Source organism: Bartonella sp. OC68QHHN, from assembly GCF_042193875.1.
GTDB lineage: Bacteria > Pseudomonadota > Alphaproteobacteria > Rhizobiales > Rhizobiaceae > Bartonella > Bartonella grahamii_A.
In genome coordinates this window covers 168402-190675 of the sequence record NZ_JBHIME010000023.1, presented here as the reverse complement: position 1 = coordinate 190675, position 22274 = coordinate 168402, and the positions used below count along the sequence as shown (strand labels likewise).

The 22274-nt window shown below is 38.8% G+C and carries 17 protein-coding genes; 5 read left to right on the top strand and 12 right to left on the bottom strand.

Annotated elements, in window-relative coordinates; genetic code table 11:
- The first annotated feature begins 21 nt into the window (after window positions 1–21).
- Both argJ and mutT read left to right on the top strand, forming a co-directional pair.
- Entirely contained in the window at window positions 22–1254 is a 1233-nt protein-coding gene (gene argJ, locus ACFIJ0_RS03545; protein WP_375624641.1) for a bifunctional glutamate N-acetyltransferase/amino-acid acetyltransferase ArgJ, read from the top strand.
- A 127-nt stretch (window positions 1255–1381) separates the two neighbouring features.
- Window positions 1382–1795, top strand: coding sequence for an 8-oxo-dGTP diphosphatase MutT (mutT, locus tag ACFIJ0_RS03540; protein WP_375644108.1), 414 nt, complete (start codon window positions 1382–1384; stop codon window positions 1793–1795).
- A 1345-nt stretch (window positions 1796–3140) separates the two neighbouring features.
- On the opposite strand, the gene ACFIJ0_RS03535 is transcribed toward mutT, so the two are convergent.
- From ACFIJ0_RS03535 to ACFIJ0_RS03520, 4 genes are all read right to left on the bottom strand, one after another.
- Window positions 3141–4004 carry an NlpC/P60 family protein gene (locus tag ACFIJ0_RS03535; RefSeq protein ID WP_375624639.1) on the bottom strand — a complete coding sequence of 288 codons (864 nt, stop codon included), beginning with the start codon at window positions 4002–4004 and terminating at the stop codon, window positions 3141–3143.
- Between the two features lie 158 nt (window positions 4005–4162).
- On the bottom strand, window positions 4163–5536 hold the full coding sequence (locus ACFIJ0_RS03530; protein WP_375624638.1) for a M17 family metallopeptidase: 1374 nt from the start codon (window positions 5534–5536) through the stop codon (window positions 4163–4165).
- A 13-nt stretch (window positions 5537–5549) separates the two neighbouring features.
- Window positions 5550–6548 (bottom strand): type I pantothenate kinase, encoded by a 999-nt coding sequence (coaA, locus tag ACFIJ0_RS03525; RefSeq protein ID WP_375624637.1) that lies wholly within the window; start codon window positions 6546–6548, stop codon window positions 5550–5552.
- Between the two features lie 121 nt (window positions 6549–6669).
- Complete coding sequence (locus tag ACFIJ0_RS03520; protein ID WP_375624909.1) at window positions 6670–7659, bottom strand: asparaginase; 990 nt, start codon at window positions 7657–7659, stop codon at window positions 6670–6672.
- A gap of 220 nt (window positions 7660–7879) precedes the next feature.
- Here ACFIJ0_RS03520 and hslV point away from each other — a divergent pair, with 220 nt between their 5' ends.
- Both hslV and hslU read left to right on the top strand, forming a co-directional pair.
- Window positions 7880–8461: an ATP-dependent protease subunit HslV gene (gene hslV, locus ACFIJ0_RS03515; protein WP_012754621.1), complete on the top strand. Its 582-nt coding sequence runs from the start codon at window positions 7880–7882 to the stop codon at window positions 8459–8461.
- Window positions 8462–9772 carry an ATP-dependent protease ATPase subunit HslU gene (hslU, locus tag ACFIJ0_RS03510; protein ID WP_375624636.1) on the top strand — a complete coding sequence of 437 codons (1311 nt, stop codon included), beginning with the start codon at window positions 8462–8464 and terminating at the stop codon, window positions 9770–9772.
- Window positions 9773–9790: 18 nt separating this feature from the next.
- On the opposite strand, the gene ACFIJ0_RS03505 is transcribed toward hslU, so the two are convergent.
- The 3 genes from ACFIJ0_RS03505 to rpsO form a co-directional block, all read right to left on the bottom strand.
- The gene (locus tag ACFIJ0_RS03505) at window positions 9791–10786 is read right to left on the bottom strand and encodes a class I SAM-dependent methyltransferase (RefSeq protein ID WP_375624635.1); all 996 of its coding nucleotides are present in this window, start codon (window positions 10784–10786) and stop codon (window positions 9791–9793) included.
- A gap of 72 nt (window positions 10787–10858) precedes the next feature.
- A complete protein-coding gene (pnp, locus tag ACFIJ0_RS03500; RefSeq protein WP_375644109.1) occupies window positions 10859–13054 on the bottom strand; it encodes a polyribonucleotide nucleotidyltransferase in 2196 nt (731 codons plus the stop codon).
- Window positions 13055–13305: 251 nt separating this feature from the next.
- Window positions 13306–13575 (bottom strand): 30S ribosomal protein S15, encoded by a 270-nt coding sequence (gene rpsO / locus ACFIJ0_RS03495; RefSeq protein WP_375624633.1) that lies wholly within the window; start codon window positions 13573–13575, stop codon window positions 13306–13308.
- Between the two features lie 315 nt (window positions 13576–13890).
- Here rpsO and ACFIJ0_RS03490 point away from each other — a divergent pair, with 315 nt between their 5' ends.
- Window positions 13891–15519, top strand: coding sequence for an MFS transporter (locus ACFIJ0_RS03490; RefSeq protein WP_375624632.1), 1629 nt, complete (start codon window positions 13891–13893; stop codon window positions 15517–15519).
- Between the two features lie 464 nt (window positions 15520–15983).
- Here ACFIJ0_RS03490 and truB read toward each other — a convergent pair whose 3' ends face one another.
- From truB to nusA, 5 genes are all read right to left on the bottom strand, one after another.
- The gene (gene truB / locus ACFIJ0_RS03485) at window positions 15984–16946 is read right to left on the bottom strand and encodes a tRNA pseudouridine(55) synthase TruB (protein WP_375624631.1); all 963 of its coding nucleotides are present in this window, start codon (window positions 16944–16946) and stop codon (window positions 15984–15986) included.
- Between the two features lie 4 nt (window positions 16947–16950).
- Window positions 16951–17358: a 30S ribosome-binding factor RbfA gene (rbfA, locus tag ACFIJ0_RS03480; RefSeq protein ID WP_375624630.1), complete on the bottom strand. Its 408-nt coding sequence runs from the start codon at window positions 17356–17358 to the stop codon at window positions 16951–16953.
- 122 nt (window positions 17359–17480) lie between these two features.
- On the bottom strand, window positions 17481–20000 hold the full coding sequence (gene infB, locus ACFIJ0_RS03475; RefSeq protein ID WP_375624629.1) for a translation initiation factor IF-2: 2520 nt from the start codon (window positions 19998–20000) through the stop codon (window positions 17481–17483).
- Window positions 19997–20632 carry an RNA-binding protein gene (locus tag ACFIJ0_RS03470; protein WP_375624628.1) on the bottom strand — a complete coding sequence of 212 codons (636 nt, stop codon included), beginning with the start codon at window positions 20630–20632 and terminating at the stop codon, window positions 19997–19999. Before ACFIJ0_RS03470 ends, infB begins: the two co-directional genes overlap by 4 nt.
- Window positions 20633–22264 (bottom strand): transcription termination factor NusA, encoded by a 1632-nt coding sequence (gene nusA / locus ACFIJ0_RS03465; protein WP_375644111.1) that lies wholly within the window; start codon window positions 22262–22264, stop codon window positions 20633–20635. It lies immediately after the preceding gene.
- Window positions 22265–22274 lie beyond the last annotated feature (10 nt).

Below are 22274 nucleotides of genomic sequence, written 5' to 3'. Positions count from 1 at the left end.
TTTTTTTATAGAAAGCATATTGTGGTTTTGAAAATCTCTCCTTTGTCGCCTCAAAAGATCCAGGCGCTTTCTCCCTTATCTGGTGTACGGATAGCGACAGCTGAAGCTGGGATTAAATATAAAGATCGTACAGATCTTCTTTTCATCATATTCGATAAGCCAGTGAGTGTAGCCGGTGTTTTTACTCGTTCAAAATGTCCATCTGCCCCTGTAGAGCATTGTCGTGCATCGCTTCCTCATGGGGTTGCGAGGGGTGTTGTTGTGAATTCTGGAAATGCAAATGCTTTTACAGGAAGCAAAGGAAAGCACACAACCAATGCAATCATCTGTGCAGCAGCGAATGCTTTAAAGGTTAGAGAAGATGAAATTTTTATAGCTTCCACGGGTGTTATTGGTGAGCCAATGGATGCATCGGGTATTGTCAATCTTTTACCAAGTATGGCAGAGACAGCAGAAGAGGGAAATTGGTTGGAAGCTGCAAAAGCCATAATGACAACGGACACATTTCCAAAACTTGCGACGCGCACTTTTGACTGTGGGGGAGAGAGTGTTACCATTAATGGAATTGCAAAAGGGGCTGGTATGATTGCACCCGATATGGCGACAATGCTGTCGTTTGTGGTTAGTGATGCTACTATTTCTTCGGATGCACTCCAATCCATGTTATCAGAGGCAGTTGAGGGTTCTTTTAATTCAATTACTGTTGATAGCGATACCTCAACTTCAGATACGCTTATGTTGTTTGCGATAGGAAAAGAACATTTTCCATGTCTTACAAGTAAATCTGATCCGCGTTATGGGGTTTTTGTGAAACAATTGAGTGCACTTCTGCATGAGCTTGCACTACAAGTTGTTTGTGATGGTGAAGGTGCTCGTCATTTAATTGAGGTTAATGTGATGGGGGCTACAACAAACAATGCAGCTAAAACTATTGCTTTATCAATTGCAAATTCACCGCTCGTAAAAACGGCTATTGCCGGTGAAGATGCGAATTGGGGGCGGGTCGTTATGGCAGTTGGGAAGGCCGGTGTTGAAGTCGATCGTGATCTATTGACGATTTGGTTTGGTGAGCATCGTGTGGCCGTGAATGGCGTACGAGATCCTGAGTATTGTGAAGAGACAATAGGTGCTTATATGCAAGGTAAACACATCACAATTCGTGTTGATATCGGTTTGGGTAAGAGCACGGCGACGGTTTGGTCTTGCGATTTAACAAAAGAGTACGTTATGATCAATAGCGATTACAGAAGTTAACAGATGCACTCTCTATATTAAACTGCCTATTATTTTTTAAAAGAGAGTGAGATATGTGAGTTCTTTTTGAGGTAAGAGAATATACTAGAAAGAGACAGTTATCTTTAAATTCTCATTGGAGAGTGATATGTGTATAAAAAGTCCCCTTCTTCTTGTTGTTGCATGTGCACTGTTAGATCAAAATAATCGTGTTTTACTTACCAAGCGTCCTAAAGGAAAATCGCTGGCTGGTTTATGGGAGTTTCCTGGTGGAAAGGTTGAGCAAGGTGAAACTCCAGAAATTTCATTGATTCGTGAACTAGAAGAAGAGCTTGGTGTGTATGTTCAGGCAAATAATTTATTACCTTTAACGTTTGCGAGCCATAGCTGTGCAACATTTCACCTCTTGATGCCATTGTATCTTTGTTATCATTATGAGGGAGTTGCGCAAGGACGAGAGGGGCAAAATTTAGAATGGGTTTTTATTAATGATCTTGATAAATACCCTATGCCTGATGCTGATAAACCATTGGTTCAGGTATTGAAAAATCATCTTCTTTAATGCGTTATAAGAAGGAAATATTGTTTAAATATAATTCAATATATTGATTTAAAATGATAATTTATAATTTTTATGTTGAATGGGAAAGTCCAGAGTCGTAAAAATTTTTCTCATTTCAAATCTGTTTTATGTTAAATTAATCAAGACCATTCTTTTGCACGTTCTAAGAGAGGAGAATTATATGGATAAAATTATTTAAGAAAGAAATAAAATACGTGCTGAAAGAACACTCTCCAATAGCCAAGGATTATCGTAACATTAAGAATTGGCAAAGTGTATAATGATGCCTTTGCACGATTCATAAGTATAAAGATAGTGGTAGAAATGTATGTCATACTTTTCACGCGTATCATTGTGAGACGGGTTTGGATGCACTGAGAGATATCAGGAGTATTTACTTCATGAGATATCGATAATAGGAAAAATTTCAAAAAAATCTTTAAAAAAGAAAGCTTTGTGTTTGTTGTTAGAGATTGTTTTACATGACAAAAAGTTTAATTATCATTATAATACATGATTATATAATAACATAAGAAAGATATTATTTTTATATATTAAAAAAAACTAAAAATGAATAGAAAAGAAATGATAAAACTGCGTAATAATTTTTATTTTCATTTTTTTGAAAAGAATAAGCTTATTTCTCTATTGGTTTGTAATAAAGGTATTTGAAACAGTGAAATATGATAATATCAAGAATTCTGATTCAAGTTATGTAATACGATTTATGATTGACTATATGATATTTTAATGCATGTTATTCAGTAAGCCGGTTAAAGAGTTTTCTCAGTATTTAAAGATAGGCGAATATTAATAAAGATTTCTAAATGAATATGAACTTTAAAAGAAGATCAAAAAATGTCCCTTTTGATTAAGGGGGCACGTTCTTTACGTAATATAGAACGGCATTGTTGTTGCATATTCATGAGCTTGTTTAAAAGAGGCATCTCGAAACATTTCAAAGCCCATTTTGTGCCGGCATTAGTGAATGGTATAACGTTAAAGCGCTCATGGAAATAATGTAAAATCTATTGAGCGCCGCTATCTTTACGCTTATGAAGGAGTAAGCTGGTCCCAATGTTACGATAGTTCTTAGCATTTGGGAGCATTCAGAAGGGATATTTTTTCTTTTCGTAACCATTTTACTTATACATCAATTCCGCTTGTGATGAACAAAACAAGCAAATGTTTTTGATTGCTTCAACATAAAAAAAGATTTGAAATGAGAGAATTTTACGATATTTAGAATTCTTGACACAGAATGAATGATGGATAATTATCCTTATAAATCAATTTATTATATAACAAAAAACATTCAATTAATTATTTTTATAGGGGGCATGTATTAAGTTTCTTGCATTGGACGACGTTTTGCGAGGGGATATTGATTTTTTTTAGCGATACGCGTAATTGCCTTTTCCAATGGCTCGATCATAACGTCCATGGAAAAACCATTTGCATGAATAATATTTTCATGATCAACCATAATAGCAACATGATCTTTCCAAAAAATTAAATCGCCTCGTTGAAGTTTATCAGTATCTGTAAGAGGACTACCTATAGTTTTTTGCTGCATATCGGTGTCACGTAAAACTATTTGATCGGTCATCATCATAGAGAGCTGAAGGAGTCCCGAACAATCAATTCCAAAACCGCTGACACCACCCCAAAGATAAGGTGTACGGATAAAGGTTTCTGCAACTGTGACATAATCTTCATATACACGTCCAATGGAACTGAGGTGGCTCGTAATGATTGCTGTTCCATTTTCAAGAATAGAATACATTGTGTCACGGACTTCAATTTCATCAACAACACTGACTTTGCTTCCCATAGATAGCGGAGACATTATTGGTCCATGTAAGTCAGCGTGTAAATATTTAAATGTACGTGGTACTGAAACTACATGCGTTTGTTTTATAGTTGATGTACAAAGGACTTTTGTATCAATATAACCAACATAACCATCTTTGAGTGATTGCCCCCACGACATCGTTTCCCCTTGTTCAAAAATGAGAAGTTCTTCTCCCAATAAGCATTCTGTTTGTCTTTCACTTTTTGTACTATTTTCTTTAAAAAGTCCAGCGACCGCTGTATTAACACGTCTTTTTTCACCTTGAACAAAGCGCTGGGCTGTAATTTCTGTTTCAAGACGTTGATCTGCTAGATCATCTCTGAATGCATAAAGCCTTGGGTCTTTAGAGATCATCTTTTTGCTTTCCGTTTTGTTACTTCTTACCTTTAAACAAACTCATGAAAACTCTATCGGTAAGGTTTTTATCCTCAAACAAAAATAAGAACAGAGTTTAAGACAGTCGCAATTATTCTTTAAGATGTAAAATTGTCTATCTTTGTGGATATTGTGTGTCAAATTTCATTTTTAAAAATATTATAAAGGGCACGAATAGTTTGTGCTGATCCACCAATAGGGTATCCTGGTTTTTCTTTTGGAACCCATCCATAAAGGTCAAAATGCGCAAAATGTTCAGCTTTTTCAACAAAAGAATTAAGAAATAAAGCAGCCGTTATAGAGCCAGCAAAGCTATTTCCAGTTACATTGTTAAGATCAGCAATTGGTGATGATAACATCTCTTGGTAAGGTTTCCAAAGGGGCATTTGCCAAAGAGGATCAAAAACAGCGTGAGCAGATTCAGAAATTTGTTGTGCCCATATTGAATCATTACAATAAAATGCGGGAAGATCTGGTCCTAATGCTATACGCGCTGCTCCTGTTAAGGTAGCCATACAAAGCATGAATTGTGGACTTTCTTCATCACCATAGGCAAGCGCATCGGCAAGAACAAGTCGCCCTTCAGCATCAGTATTACCTACTTCAATACTTAAGCCTTTACGACTCTTAAGAATATCACCTGGTCGGTAAGCATTCGCAGAAATTGCATTTTCTACAGCTGGAATCAAGACACGTAGACGGAAAGGCAATTTGGCATCCATGATAAGTTTAGCCAATCCCAAAACGTTTGCCCCACCTCCCATGTCTTTTTTCATAAGCAACATGTTATTGGCTGATTTAATATCGAGTCCTCCCGTATCAAAAGTTACCCCTTTGCCCACCAACGTTATTTTAGGATGATGTTCTTGTCCCCAGTGTAACTCAATCAGTCGCGGTGCAGTACTGCCTGCTCGTCCTACGGCATGAATCATCGGAAAGTTATGGGTTAAGAGATCATCTCCACAAATACTTTGGACATGAGCACCGTAGGTTTTTCCTAGTTTTCGGGCTTCTTTTTCGAGAGCATCAGGGGGCATATCATTGGCTGGAATATTGATGAGATCACGGACGAAAAAGACAGCTTCATAAATTCGTTGGAGTTCATTAAGATCAACGGCCTCATTGACATGGATGGACAATGATTTGAAAGAAGAATTTTGACGATAGCGATTAAATTGATAGCTACCGAATGCTAATCCAAGATAGGCATTTATTTCATCAGAGGTTGTACCTTCTAAATGCCATTGACCAGCAGGAAGTTTTTGAGCAAGCAGTCCTGTGATAAAGGGATCGTTCCCATTGCCAATTCCAAATAAAACTTTTTTTAAATGCCCTGTTTCGTGAGGAACAAAGAGTATTTGTCCTGCTTTACCAGTAAAGTCATTAACTTTTATCCATGCTGTTGTTGACGCATCAAGTGATAAGTTGGCAAGAGTTCTTTGGTTTACCAAGATGATAGGGCAACTGTTATCGATACGCGTTGAGGTAAAATGAATGTGATAGTGCTGCATAGTTATGAGATCCTTATAGTCGTCTAAGTGCGACATACTCGACCAAATGATTTTTCCCTTTTCGTAGAATGAGATTGGATCGTGGTCGTGTTGGCAATATATTTTCTTGTAAATTTTTTAAATTGATTGTTTGCCAAAGATCCTCAGCGATTTTTGAGGCTTCTTTTTCACTGAGCAAGGCATAACGATGAAAATAGGATTCAGGATTTTGAAAAGCTGTCTTACGCAAACGTTTAAAGCGCTCCAAATACCAGTGACGAATGACTTCTGTTTCGGCATCAACATAGATTGAAAAATCAAAAAAATCTGATACGAAAGGAATAGCTTTCCCATCTTTAGGAAGATCACTGACCTGTAATACATTAATACCTTCAACAATTAAAATATCAGGACGATCAATGGTAATTGTCTGATTTTCTAGAACATCATAGGTCATATGTGAGTAAAGCGGGGCACGGACATTTCCGATACCTGCTTTTATAGCCGAAAGAAAGCACAGCAATTTTTTAATGTCATAGGAATCAGGAAATCCTTTACGATTCATACGATTTTTTTGCTTTAAGATAGCGTTAGGATAAAGAAAACCATCCGTTGTGATCAGATCAACTTTAAGGCTAGATGCCCATCGTTTCAACAGTTCTTGAAGAATGCGAGCCGTGGTTGATTTTCCTACTGCTACAGAACCAGCAATTCCAATAATAAAGGGCGTTTTTCTACTCTCTTCTTGATGGAGAAACTGCTGACGTTTGTGAAAAAGTTCCTGTACTGCTTCAACATGACATGATAATAGACGCGATAAAGAAAGATAAATGCGTTGGACTTCTTTAAGATCGATAGGATCATCGATAGAACGTAAACGCTTAATTTCATCAAAAGTCAAAGTAAGAGGTGTGTCTGCACGAAACTCTGACCATTCTTGTGCAGTAAAAACACGATAGGGCGAATATCGGTCAGAAACGGATTTGACCAGATTATCTTCCTGATTAATTTTTTGTATAGTCGTATCAATCATTTGTATTGGTTGAGAATTTTTTGCCGCAGCAATCGATTAAAAGTGGACAAATGAGCGACTTGATTTTCAAATAAATTTTGTTTTGTATGCTCTCTTCTTTAAGATAATAGATCATTTTTTATTAACTTATAGTCCAATCATTCCAGTTTGCACGGATTTGTGCTAATGAGTGCCCTTGCGCTAAAAAAGCCCATAAAAGTAGACGCGCTTTTACGGCTGATAAATAACCAGACATGAGAGCACCAGAAGCAATCATATCGATTTCTGAGCCTTTATAGCCATAAGTTATACGAGTTGTTGAGCCATTACAACAACGACTAGCAATAATGATTGGTATTTTTTGTGCATATTTTTGTACAAGGTCTGCTTCTTGAAAACTACAGTGTCCTGCACCAAAACCAGCAATAACAACTCCAGCATAATACCCACTTTCAAGGCATAGTTTCATTAATTGTGCATCAGATGATAAAGAGGAATAGAGGAGAGCAATTTGATGATCGTGGTTTTGGGGAAGATCAAACGTTGTCGGAAAAAGTTTTTGATCATTGAAATAAATAAGTTTTTCCTCTAAAATAGTTCCTAAAACACCTGCGAGACCTGATTGAAATGTTTCGACTTTGATGGTATGGCTTTTATAGAGCCAATAAGGTGAATGAATTGTATCATTTATGACAACGAGAACGCCCCTGTTACGACTTTGTGGAGCTGCTGCGACACGAGTGGCTGCTAAAATGTTGGCGGGGCCGTCCGCGCCTGCTTCATGAGGCATGCGCATAGCACCGGTTATAATGAGTGGTTCAGCTTCCTTCCAATAAAGAGAAAGAAAAAAAGCTGTTTCTTCCAGAGTATCAGTCCCTTGTGTTAACACAATACCTGCTGCACCAGCATTTATTTGTTGTTTTGCCCACTCGATTATTTCAAAAAGAATTTGAAACGATAAAGATCCACTTGGTATTTGCATTAATGTTTGTGCATGAATATCAGCAACGTTATTTAAATCAGGAACACTTTTTATGAGGTTATCTGAAGTTAAAGTCGGTTGCATGTGACCAAAACTATCAGCAGTCATTGCAATTGTTCCACCTAAGGTCCCTATGGCTATTTTTTTCATCATTTTCCTCTAAAAGGCACAAACTTTTTATATAAAGCTATTTATCAGTAAGTTACATTGACAACAATGATATCATTTTTCCATTTTCAACAAATTGAGTTATGCTAAATCATTGTGTTTTGCTGTATATGTTCTTAAATAGGACAATAGTAATTGAGTTTTACATTGTATGAAAAGAAATCAATATTAAAAAGTAAAATTAACATTAAGGAGTCTCCTTATGACAGAACATAAGCCAGACATAATGTATGGTACAACAATTATTACGGTACGAAAAGGTGGAAAAGTCGTGATGGCCGGTGATGGTCAGGTCTCTCTTGGACAGACAATTATGAAAGGCAATGCACGTAAAGTGCGTCGTCTTGGAAAGAACGGAGTCGTTATTGCTGGTTTTGCAGGTGCTACGGCAGATGCTTTCACATTACTGGAAAGATTGGAAACAAAGCTTGAGCAATATCCTGATCAGCTTATGCGTGCATGTGTAGAACTTGCAAAAGATTGGCGTACAGATCGCTATTTGCGTCGTCTCGAAGCAATGATGCTTGTGGCTGATAAGAAAGTAACTTTGGCTCTAACAGGGCTTGGTGATGTTTTAGAACCAGAAGATGGAGTTATGGCAATTGGCTCTGGAGGAAATTTTGCTCTTTCAGCAGCGCGTGCACTCATGGACTTGGATTTGGATGCAGAAACTATAGCTCGTAAAGCTATGGCTATTGCCGCTAAAATTTGTGTTTACACCAATGATCATTTTACAATTGAAACATTGGATGCAGAATTATCTTCTTTAGAGAAAGCTATTTAAATGTGTGTTGTATTTTCCCCTCGTGAGACTGTTTCTGAACTTGATCGTTTTATTATTGGCCAAAATGATGCCAAACGCTCTGTAGCTATCGCACTGCGCAATCGGTGGCGTAGACAACAGCTTGATGAGCCGATGCGTGAAGAAGTTATGCCAAAAAATATTTTAATGATAGGGCCAACAGGTGTTGGTAAAACTGGTATTGCACGTCGATTAGCAAAACTTTCTGGAGCACCTTTTGTTAAAGTAGAAGCGACTAAATTTACTGAAGTTGGTTATGTGGGACGTGATGTTGAGCAAATTATTCGAGATCTTGTTGAAATTGCCATTTCTCTTGTGCGTGAAAAGAAACGGGATGAAATAAAAGAAAAGGCTCACGTGAATGCTGAAGAGCGCGTTTTAGACGCCCTTGTTGGTAAAACAGCCAGTCCCGCTACCCGTGATAGTTTTCGCAAAAAATTGCGTGAAGGTGAATTGGATGAGAAAGAGATTGAAATTGAAGTCGCCGATAATAATAGCAATAGTGCTTCAACCTTTGATATTCCTGGTATGCCTGGGGCACAAATGGGGATTATGAATTTATCAGATATTTTGGGCAAAATGGGCAGCCGTACAAAAGTCCGTAAGACGACAGTAAGGGATGCTTTTAAGCCGCTCATTGATGATGAATCTGAAAAACTCCTTGATCAGGAGCAAATTATTCAAGAGGCGCTTCGTGTTGCTGAAAATGACGGTATTGTTTTTATTGACGAGATTGATAAAATTGCAACTCGAGACGGTGGAGCTAGTGCTACGGTTTCGCGTGAGGGAGTTCAACGTGATCTTTTGCCTTTGGTTGAAGGAACAACAATTGCTACAAAATATGGGCAAATCAAAACAGATCATATTCTTTTTATTGCCTCAGGTGCATTTCATGTTTCCAAGCCATCTGATTTATTACCGGAACTTCAAGGACGTTTGCCCATCCGTGTGGAGCTCAATCCTTTAACAAGGGAAGATTTACGGCGCATTCTAACGGAACCAGAAGCTAGTTTGATTAAACAATATATTGCTCTTATGGCAACAGAAGAGGTTCATTTGGAAATTACCGATGATGCAATTGATGCTTTAGCAGATATTGCTGTAGATTTAAATGCAAGGATTGAAAATATAGGGGCACGCCGTTTGCAAACAGTGATGGAGCGGGTTTTGGATGAAATTTCTTTCACGGCACCTGATAAAGCTGGAACGTCGTTTACAATTGATGCCGCTTATGTGAGAAAATCTATTGGCGAGCTTGCTGCTGATATCGATCTTTCACGTTTTATTCTTTAGAGTTGTCGTTTGTTTTCTTTATCTGCGTGCTTCGATAATTTTGAAACCATGGGCTTGTTCATGTATCAACACTGTGCAGAAAATATTTTTTAATAATGTTTCATAAGGCAGGTGGCGGTTTGCAACAAAAAGCAGACTGCCGCTTGGTTTTAGGTACTTTGCGGCATTTATAATAAAATTTTTTCCTAATGAAACATCTGTTGTTTGTTGCGTGTGAAACGGTGGATTTGAAATGATTGTGTCATACAGATTTGTGATAGGTTCATGCACAAGGTCATGCCAATAAAAATGAATTGAAAAAGGAGCTGTTATGGATTTAAGGTGCTGCTTTGCTGCTCTCAAAGCGTTGTAGTCTGCTTCATAAAGGTCGAGAGCGGTGAGTTTTTCACTTCTTTCAAGTGCAACGTGAGAAAGATAGCCCCATCCAGCACCAAAATCAGCCGTTTTTCCAGAAATAACTTTGAGCATATAAGAAGCAAGCGCAGCAGATCCTGGATCAATACGTCCGTGTGAGAACATACCAGAAGTAGTTTGAAATTTACCAAAAGTGAGCGGTGGTGAGCGCAATTGCGTAATGTTATGTCTCTCAATTTGTTGAGGAACTTGCAACCAAAATACAAGACCATGATTTTTAGATAATTTGTTGGTGATGGGAACAATTGTTTTGACCCATTTCATCATTGAAGCAGCACCAGCAGTTTTATTCCCACTGATTACAATCCATCCATTTGGTTTAACGCATTCTAATAAATCAAGAAAACAATTTTGGTTAAAACCACGATATTTGCTCAAACGTAAAAATGCACCATCATAGCGAAGGGTTTTATCTATTTGAGGAGAGCAGTGGAATTGAGTATCAACAAATTTTAAAAAATCTGGTCGCCAAGGCGTAATAACTTTTAAAATTTGTGCCCATTCTGGAGCTGGGATTTCTGTTAAACCGAAACTTAGCCAACATTGGTTTGGATCAGGATACGGGAGTTCATGATTTTCAAAAGGCAAAAATAGTAACACATATGACTCTTTCAAAGAAAGATGCCACTCCAATGTTGGAATGGCATTTCATGATACGATAAGAGGAAAAACTTACTCTTCTTTTTTCTTACGGCGGCGCTTATTTTCAGGTTGTTTTTTTTCATCCACGCACTTTTCTTCATTCATCGCTTTATCACCGGTGATTTCCTTTCCGGTTTTTTGATCAACGACCTTCATTGATAACCGAACTTTTCCACGCTCATCAAAGCCCATTAATTTAACCCAAACTTTGTCACCTTCCTGTACAATATCGGTTGTTTTGGTGACGCGTTCTGTTGCAAGCTGAGAGATGTGAACGAGTCCATCACGAGAACCAAAGAAGTTTATAAATGCACCAAATTCTGCAGTTTTTACAACTATTCCTTGGTATATAGCACCAACTTCAGGCTCATCAACAATAGAATGGATCCAGCGTTTTGCTGCTTCAATGGTTTTAGCATCAACAGAAGCAATTTTAATGGTACCATCATCTTCAATATTAATTTTTGCACCAGTTTGTTCCACGATTTCCCGAATAACTTTACCACCAGAGCCGATAACATCACGGATTTTATCGACAGAAATATTCATAACTTCGATTCGTGGAGAAAATTCGCTCAGCTCAGCACGTGCACTGGTTAAAGCTTTCGCCATCTCATTTAGGATATGGATTCGTCCACCTTTGGCTTGTTCAAGTGCGATTTTCATAATCTCTTCGGTAATACCATCAATTTTGATATCCATTTGCAAGGCAGTAATACCATTTTCTGTTCCTGCTACTTTAAAATCCATATCTCCAAGATGATCTTCATCCCCTAAAATATCAGAAAGAACAGCAAAGCGTTCTCCTTCTTTAATCAAGCCCATAGCAATACCAGCAACAGGGCGTGTTAGAGGAACACCAGCATCCATGAGAGCAAGAGAGGTCCCACAAACCGTTGCCATAGAAGAAGATCCATTGGATTCTGTGATTTCTGAGACAGCACGAATGGTATAAGGAAAAGATTCTTTCGTTGGCAACATGGGGTGAATTGCCCGCCATGCCAATTTCCCATGTCCAATTTCACGACGACCAGGAGAACCAAGGCGTCCTGTTTCACCCACTGAAAATGGTGGGAAATTGTAATGGAGAAGGAATGTTTCCTTATACATTCCTGTTAAGGAATCAACATATTGTTCATCTTCACCAGTTCCTAGTGTTGCAACGACAATAGCTTGTGTTTCTCCGCGGGTAAAGAGTGCTGATCCATGTGTGCGGGGTAAAATACTTACTTCTGATTGGATAGGGCGCACGGTAGAAAGATTACGTCCATCAATCCGCTTTTGGGTATCAAGAATGTTCCCGCGAACAATTTTTGCTTGCAACTGTTTAAATACGGTTGCAATTTGATCAGCACTAAACTTACAGTCTTCCTCTGTTTCTGGCATAAATTTATTGAGGATTTCTGTCTTTAGTGCATTAATTGCAGCATAACGTTCTTGCTTATCAGTAATTGTGTAAGCCTTTCGTATATCCTGTTCTGCCATTTTCTGCATCGCTTTTTCAAGTTCAGAAAGATCTTCAGGAACAAAATCACGAGGATCTTTTGCAGCAACTTCAGCAAGCTTTATAATGGCATCAAGGACAGGTTGAAGGCCTTTGTGACCAAACATCACGGCACCCAACATGATATCTTCTGGTAATTCTTGTGCTTCTGATTCAACCATCAAAACAGCACTTTCTGTTCCAGCAACAACAAGATCAAGTTTTGATTCAGGCATTTCATCGATATGAGGATTGAGAACATATTGTCCATTACAATAGCCAACGCGGGCACCAGCTATAGGCCCCATGAAAGGAACGCCTGATAGGGTCAATGCGGCAGAAGATGCAATCATCGCAAGGATATCAGGATTATTTTCGAGATCATGCTGTATAACGGAAACAATAACTTGTGTATCATTTTTATATCCCTCAACGAAAAGGGGGCGAATTGGGCGATCAATCAAACGTGAAACCAAAGTTTCATTTTCACTTGGTCGACTTTCACGTTTTAAATAGCCCCCAGGTATTCTACCAACAGCATAGGATTTTTCTTGATAATTAACAGTGAGTGGAAAAAAATCCTGGTCTGGTTTTGGACTTTTGGCTGACACAACGGTTGCTAAGACAATAGTTTCTCCATAGGTAGCAATCACTGCACCATCAGCTTGACGTGCTATTTTCCCTGTCTCAAGGGTGAGCGGACGCCCGGCCCATTCAATTTCTATCTTGTGCGTTTTGAACATTTTTTATCCTTAATGACCAGTGTTTAAATCTTTGATTGCTCACATTCTGGCTTTGCGTAGCATATTTCTAAGCTCTGGGGTGGACAACATATTTTTTATCTTTATTGCGAGAAGAAAGAAGTAAACTGCCTTAAATGCGAAACGATGAGCAGTCCTATCCCATAATAACTTATCAGTTTTTAAAATTTTTAATTAAAAGCAATACGTTGAAAAAATGGGTGGTTTTTTTAAACACCACCTCCATTTTTCTTTTAGCGACGCAAACCTAACTTCCTGATAAGTGTCTGATAACGATTTTGGTCAACTCCTTTAAGATAATCAAGAAGACGCCGGCGTTGCGACACCATCTTCAAAAGACCACGACGAGAATGATTATCCTTTTTGTGAGATTTAAAGTGGTTTGTTAAATTAGAAATACGTTCAGAAAGTACAGCAATCTGTACTTCTGGTGATCCTGTATCACCAACTTTGTTTGCGTATTCTGCGACAAGAGCTTGTTTACGTTCAGCTGTAATCGACATCGTATTATCCTTTCCAAAAACGAAGAAACATAAAGCCACCCATAGCCGAGATGTCGTTCAGCAAGGGTCTGTGAAGAAACAAGAAGAGTCTAATGACTCTTACCTGTTTTCGTCCTTATATAGGAAAGAAGGTTAAAATACTAGTCCTTGACAGCATTTTGAAGTCTTTCTTTAAATAAAAGCTTTTGTTTTGAAATATTGATTTAAATAGAGTTTTATGAGAAGTTTTTTAAAGAATTATGCATCCTTTTGATACAAAGATTATGAGCGCGTGTGTGGTAACAAAAGTGATAAATACCGATTTGGAGGAAAAAGATGCAGAGCATTTCAACATTAAAACTTTTTCGTAATTCGGTATTTCGAAATTTATGGTCATCTACTCTTATTTCTAATTTAGGAGGGCTGATACAGGCTGTTGGAGCAGGATGGTTAATGGCGTTGATTAGTTCTTCGCATTCCATGGTTGGGCTTGTTCAAAGTGCCACAACATTACCACTTGTTATGTTTTCTTTGATGGCAGGGGCATTAGCTGATAATTTTAATCGGCGTCAAATTATGTTGTGTGCGCAGATTATGATGATGGTCATATCAATAAGTTTATCTGTTTTAGCCTATATGGGATTTCTAACACCTTGGCTTTTATTATGTTTTACGTTTTTGATTGGATGTGGCACAGCTTTTTATAATCCTTCTTGGCAAGCAACGATAGGAGATATTGTGAGCAGGGAAAATATTCCTGCTGCTGTTAGTTTGAATAGTGTCGGCTTTAATTTGATGCGGAGTGTTGGTCCTGCTATTGGTGGTGCTATCATTGCAACTTTGGGGGCATCGGCTGCTTTTTTGTTTAATGCTATAAGCTATGTTCCTCTTATTGGTGCGTTATTTTTCTGGAAGTCTAATTATGAAAACAACTCATTGCCACGAGAAAGGCTGTTAGGAGCTGTCTCAGATGGTTTACGTTATGTTGCGATGTCACCTAATCTCCTGAGTATTATGGTTCGAGCGTTTCTTTTTGGTATAGGAGCAATTTCTATTTTAGCACTTTTGCCAATTGTTGCGCATAAAGTTCTTGGAGGAAACGCCCTTCTTTATGGTACATTGCTCGGTTGTTTTGGGTTAGGAGCCATGACAGCAGGTATTATTAATGCAGTTGTACGGCATCATTTTCGTTCAGAAACAATTATTGCAAGTGCATTTATTGGTTTCGCCTTTTCTTGCTTTTTATTGGGAATCAGCCGTTCACTGATTATAAGCCATATTGCTTTATTTCCTGCAGGTTTATGTTGGGTTTTGGCATTATCATTGTTTAATACATCTGTACAACTCTCTACACCACGCTGGGTTGTTGCACGTTCTTTAGCACTTTATCAAACGGCGTCTTATGGGGGGATGGCTATTGGAAGTGCAATCTGGGGAGGTTTAGCTGATGGTTATTCTCCAACAATTGCTTTGAGTGTTTGTTCTCTATTCTTGATTTTTGGTGCTCTTGCGGGGGTAAAATTTAGAATTCAAGAAATTCCTCAGATAGATTTAAATCCTCTTGATCATTTTAGAGAGCCGGAACTATTACTCGACCTCAAAGCAAGAAGTGGCCCGATCATGATAATGATTGATTATCAAATTCATGAAAATGATCTCGAAGAGTTTCTCAAAGTGATGACGCGTCGACGCCATATTCGGTTACGTGATGGTGCGCGTCAGTGGGTCCTTTTACGAGATCTTGAAAGACCTGAATATTGGACAGAGGCTTATCATATGCCAACATGGGTAGATTATTTACGCCATAATCATCGTCGTACAAAAGCGGATGCAGAAGTTAATAAGCGTTTGCGTCATTTAAATTGTGCTCCTAATGGCATAAGAGTGCACCGTATGATTGAACGCCAAACAATACCCCAAGCCAATGAGATGCTTTTAAAAGTCTCCTCTGATCATCTCCCTTAGGGTTAAAACAATTTTTGTAAAATATTAAATATGTTAATATTATTTCGATCAATTTGTTAGCATAATCATAACAAAAAATTGCTGCTTCAATAGTTAATAAGTTGATTTATAATGGTTATTTGTAATTTTTCATGTTAAATGATAGTCCTGAAAGTCTTAAGCTTTTCTCGTTTCAAATCTATTTAGAGTAAATCAGTCCAAATCTTCGCTTGCACATTACAAACGAGGGCTAAAGTGTGAGTAAAAAACGATTGAAAAAGAAATAAAAAACCTCTTATGAATTTTTTTAAATGCAAGGATTGTTGCGACATTAAGAGGAAAAAGTGTGTGGTGGTATTAGCTTATAGCATTGACTTAAATTTTGAGATGAATACGGTAAATATAGACAATGAAAAGCACCATATTTTTCTTAATTGATAGAGAAAAATATCTTTCCGCAAAAGGTGGGTGTGGAAAAGAATCGATTAAATTGTGAAAATCCGCTTCGGTTTAAATAAACTTTTATCGAGGGTGCCAATGGCAAGAAGTTGTTCCTTATAGAGGACAAAAATCTCATCTTCATCAAGAGGTACTTTGTGATGACTCAAGAGGATAGAATGCCCCTTTATAATTCTCTGCGCTTGAGTTTCATTAAGGATATAGTGAGGGAGGCAATCCAATGCGGCGCTTGTTTCAATTAAGAGCTCATCGAGTGTTGTGAAGTTTTTTTCAAAAGAACAATTATTTTCATCTGTAGTATTTTTATTTGGCGGAATGGTCGCTTTTAGTTCGTCCCATGTAATGAGATCTTCTTCATCAAAAGGTGCTACTGCGATACGTCTTAAATCAGAAATATGCCCATAGCAACCTAGATCACGTCCCATATCGCGTGCTAAAGAGCGCACATAAGTTCCTTTACCGCAGGTTATTTCAAAGACAGAGTGCTCTTTGGTAGGCATTTCTAATAACTTGAAAGTTTCTATTTCGACTTCACGGGGCGGAATTTCAACAATTTCTCCTTCACGCGCTAAATCATAGGCACGATTTCCGGCAATTTTGATTGCTGAAAATTGTGGAGGCGTTTGCAAAATAACACCTGTATATCGAGGAAGAAGAGCAAGTATTTCCTCTTGTGTTGGACGTTTGAGAGAAGTTTTCGTTATTTTTCCCTCTAGATCATCTGTTGAACGCTCTTGTCCCCAAGCAATATGAAAACGGTAAGTTTTTTTGCCTTGCATCACGTAAGGGACGGTTTTGGTTGCTTCGCCCAATGCAATGGGAAGGAGACCAGAAGCAAGAGGATCAAGCGTACCCGCATGTCCTGCTTTTTGTGCATGAAAGAGCCATTTTATTTGTGAGACAGCTTCTGTTGATTTCATTCCTTTTGGTTTATCAAATATGACCCAGCCAGAAACAGGACGCCCTTTTTTTTTGTGTTGCCGCGCCATATCCTTAATCCTCATCTTTATCACTATGGTGAAGATCGCGTGCAACCTCAGGCGAGCGAAGGAGGGCATCAATTTTTGAAAAATTATCAAAACTATTATCAAGTCGGAAACGCAGTTCTGGTATATATTTCATTTGTCGCAATGCATGACTGATTTCTCCACGGAGAAAACGACAATGTTTATTGAGGGTATCAACAACATCGGTATGAGAAGCATTTTTAAGAGTGCTGAGAGGTGATACAAAGCAAGTCGCAATTTTTAAATCTGGTGACATGCGTACTTCAGAGACAGAAATAACAATATCTTTCAAGATATCATCAAGCAAAATATCACGCTGTAATATATGCGCTATTGCATGACGTACTTGCTCTGCTACTCTGAGTTGCCGTTGTGATGGCCTTGCATTTTTCATCAAAGTTTTATCCTTGCTACAAGATCTCTTTTTTGGACCATTTAGATAAGGGAAAAGAGATATTGTGTATAAAACCTAATAACTTTCCTCATTTTACAACAGAGTAAAGTTATTGGATTATTCTATAATGTGCGATTAATATGTTCGATACGGAAGGTCTCAATAATGTCTCCTGCGCGTATGTCTTCATAATTTTCAAAGGCTATTCCACATTCTTGACCACTTTGCACTTCATTGACTTCATCCTTAAAGCGTTTGAGTGTTTTCAGCTTTCCTTCGTGAATAACGATATTATCGCGGATAAGGCGAACACCGGCTCCTCGTTCTATTTTACCTTCTGTAACACGACATCCTGCAACTTTTCCAATTTTTGTAATGTTAAAGACTTCTAGAATTTCAGCATTACCAAGGAAAGTTTCACGCTGTTCTGGTGAGAGTAATCCAGACATGGCAGCCTTTATATCGTCAACAAGATCATAAATGATGTTGTAATAACGAATTTCAATTTCTTGTGTTTTAGCAAAATCACGTGCCTGCTTATTGGCTCGAACATTAAAACCAATTACAGCAGAGTTAGAAGCTTCCGCAAGAGAAATATCACTTTCGGTAATTCCTCCAGCACCAGAATGTACAATACGCGCACGAACCTCATCATTTCCGAGTTTTTCCAATGCTGAAGCGATTGCTTCAATTGATCCTTGCACATCCCCTTTTATAATAAGAGAAAATTCCTTAACACCAGTCGTTTGCAATTTTGTCATCATCTGTTCAAGAGAACCACGCGAACCAGTTTGCCGCGCAACAGCTTTATCACGCGCTAATCGTTGACGGTATTCAGAAATTTCACGTGCTTTTGCTTCATGTGTGACAACAGCAAAACGGTCTCCGGCTTGTGGTGTTCCTTGCATGCCTAAAATTTCAATCGGTGTAGAGGGAACCGCTTCTTTGACATGGCGGCCATGGTCGTCAATCAAAGCACGCACACGACCCCATTCATTTCCAGCAACTATAATATCAGAAGGGTGTAATGTACCTTTTTGAACAAGAACTGTTGCAACAGATCCACGTCCGCGATCCAATTTGGCTTCAATGATAACGCCCTCTGCAGTTCGTTGAGAATCTGCTTTCAGATCAAGCATTTCAGCCTGAAGAAGGATAGCTTCGAGAAGTTTATCAAGGTTTTGACCAGTTTTAGCAGAAACTTCAACGTCCAAAGTTTCTCCGCCCATAGTTTCAACAAACACTTCATGTTGTAGAAGTTCTGTACGCACTTTTTGTGCATTCGCAGCTGGTTTATCAATTTTGTTGATAGCAACAATGATAGGTACACCAGCGGCTTTCGCATGATTGATTGATTCAATCGTTTGTGGCATAACACTATCATCAGCGGCTACAACGAGAACAGCAATATCGGTAACACGAGCTCCACGTGCACGCATAGCCGTAAACGCAGCATGCCCTGGTGTATCAATAAAGGTAATTTTTTGACCGTTTTGTTCTACTTGATAGGCACCAATATGCTGCGTAATACCTCCTGCTTCGCCAGAAACAACATTTGCTTTACGAATAGCATCCAAAAGAGAAGTTTTTCCGTGGTCAACATGGCCCATAATGGTTACAACAGGGGGGCGTTGCTGCATGTTTTGAGGATTATCTGTTATATTAAAGATACCTTCCTCTACGTCAGATTCTAAAACACGTTTAACAGTATGGCCAAATTCAACAGCGATGAGTTCGGCAACATCTGCATCAATAACATCGCCAGGTTTCATCATTTGTCCTTGTTTCATCAAGAATTTAATCACATCAACAGAACGCTCAGTCATACGTTGTGCGAGCTCTTGAATGGTAATCGTTTCAGGAAGAACAACTTCGCGAGAAATTTTTTCTCTTGGTTCTTGATTTTGTGCACGCTTAAACTTTTCCTGTCTACGCCGCATTGCAGCCATTGAGCGCCCACGTGCGCTTCCTTCGTCATCCAATGCACTATTCAGAGTCAGCTTTCCGCGTCGCCGCTCATCAGCTCCTTTGACAACTTTTGGTACACGTATCTCTGATTTAGCAGGATTAGCACGTCGACTATGCCGTTCTTCCTCTTTATTTTCATCTATTTTGCGTTTTTCAACCACGGTTGTATTTTTAGGCGCAATAGGAATATCTGTCTGTTCAATGAGAGGGGGAACAGGTGAAGTCTGTACTGGCGATATTTCTTCTTCTTTTTGGAGATGTAGTTCTTTTTCTTTAATTTCTTGCTGTAAAATTTCTTCACGCTCTTTAGCGCGTCTTGCTTCTTCTTCGGCTTGTTCTCGTGTTATTCTTTCTTGGATATGTGCTTCTTCTAACGCGCGAAGTCTCGCTTCCATTTCAGTCGATGAAAGATTGCTTTTGGCTACAGATTCTTGAGGTTTTTTTTCCTCAAAACGCGGTTTAGAGCGCTGGGGGGCCACATGCGGCTTTGTAATGGGCTGTAGGGTTTCAGCTTTTTCATCAGGCCGCGTAATTTTACGCCGTTTGGTTTCGACAACGACAGCCTTTGTACGGCCATGGCTAAAATTTTGTTTGACCGTGCTCGTTTCCAAGACAGACCGCTTGAGAGTTAGTGTCTTCTTGACTGTTGTTTTGTCGTTGTTATTTTCACTCATTGTACTTCCTTCACGGCTTGTACCGTCATCTCACTAGGCTTACTATGCTTGTCGTCACGATAGCTGATCAATTTATATGTCGTTTTGAGAAATCCTTCAGCAGCTTTTGTGTCCAATAAGGCCGCGTGCATTACAGGATTAGAGCCAAAAGCCACTCGCATTTCATCACGAGTAAATAAAGATATGGTTTTTATAGTCCGATTTGTTTGTTGTTGTATTGAATGGATGGCCTGTGCAATTTTTCGTTTCCCATCTTCTGTTGTTTCTTTAGCATGAAGTACAAGAATAACTTTACCAGAGCGGATAGCAGCATCAACCTTTGTTGCTCCCATAACAATTGCTCCTGCTTTTCGTGCCATGGAAAGGCTTGAAAGAGCGGCTTTTAGTAAAAGCGTATCAACAACATGCACAAGATTTGGTGCAACCTCAACATCTGTTTTAAAATTTCTATGAAAAGCTTTCTGTTTGATTGCTTTCTCAATAACAGCGTGGTGGGCAGAAATCCAAACGCCACGCCCTGGCAAACTCGCTTTAAGATCAGGAACAATTTGGTTATTAGGACCAATAACAAAACGGATCAGCGTTTGTGCTGAAGCATTTTTTCTGGTCACAATGCAAGTCCGTTCATTCATTTAAAGTGTATCCACATCCAAATTATCTGTTTTTTCATTTTCTGCAGAATTTTTATCTTTTACAGGATTTTCTGTAATAAGATCAGCTTGGTCTATCCAGCCTGCTTGTACACGTGCGGCTAAAACCATAGCTTCTGCATCCGCGCGTGTAATGTCAAAAGGAGTTAAAATACCAGAAAAATTCTGTGTTTGACCTTCTTTGCGTTCTCTCCAACCAGCTAAATCATCAACGGCATAGCCAGCAAAGTCTTCTATTGTTTTTACACCATCCTCACCTACAGCAACCAACATAGCACTTGTCATTCCAGGAAGTGTTCGCAATTCGTCAGAAACTCCGAGCTTTTTGCGTTTTTCATCAAGTTCTTTTTCTTGATGATCAAGATATTCGCGGGCACGACTTTGGATTTCAGCGGCGGTATCATGGTCAAAACCATCAATAGAAGCGATTTCTTCAAGATCAATATAGGCGATTTCTTCAATTGAAGAAAAACCCTCTGATGCCATAACCTGTCCGATCATTTCGTCAACCTCTAAGGCTTCCATAAATAACTTACTACGTTCAGTAAATTCTTTTTGACGATTTTCAGATTCTTCCTTTTCCGTTAAAATATCAATGTTCCATCCTGTTAGTTGCGAAGCCAAGCGAACATTTTGTCCACGTCGTCCAATAGCAAGGCTAAGTTGATCATCTGGCACAATAACTTCAATCCGTTCAGCATCTTCATCAAGGATGATTTTAGAAACTTCAGCAGGTTGCAGTGCATTAACGACAAACGTTGCCGCATCAGGCGACCAAGGAATAATATCAATTTTTTCGCCTTGTAATTCAGCAACAACAGCTTGTACACGACTTCCTCGCATTCCAACGCATGCTCCAACGGGATCAATTGAACCATCGCGTGAAACAACGGCGATTTTAGCCCGTGAACCTGGATCACGAGCAACAGATTTGATTTCTATAATACCATCATAAATTTCTGGCACTTCCATAGTGAAAAGTTTTACCATAAATTGGGGATGTGTGCGTGAAAGAAAAATTTGCGGTCCACGCGTTTCACGGTGTACATCATTGACAAAAGCACGAATACGATCTCCATAGCGGAATGATTCACGAGGAATTAATTCATCACGGCGCACAATAGCTTCACCGCGCCCTAGATCAACGATAACGTTACCATATTCCACACGCTTAACTGTACCAGAAATAATTTCACCAACTTTATTTTTGAATTCTTCATATTGCTGATCACGCTCTGCGTCGCGTACTTTTTGTACAATAACCTGCTTAGCAGATTGTGCTGCGATACGTCCAAAATCCATAGGAGGCAAAAGATCAGCAAAAAAATCACCAATTTTTGCTTCTGCTTGATGTTTGAGAGCATCAGACAAAGTAATTTCCGTTGTATAGTCTTCAATGACATCAACGATTTTAAGTAGGCGCTGTAATTTAATTTCACCTGTTTTAGAATTGATTTCAGCACGGATATTGGTTTCTTGACCATAACGAGAACGTGCTGCTTTTTGAATAGCATCAGCCATCGCAGAAATGACAATTTCACGGTCGATTGACTTTTCACGTGCAACAGCATCTGCAATTTGCAGAATCTCAAGCCTGTTAGTGCTTGTAGCCATCAATTTTCTC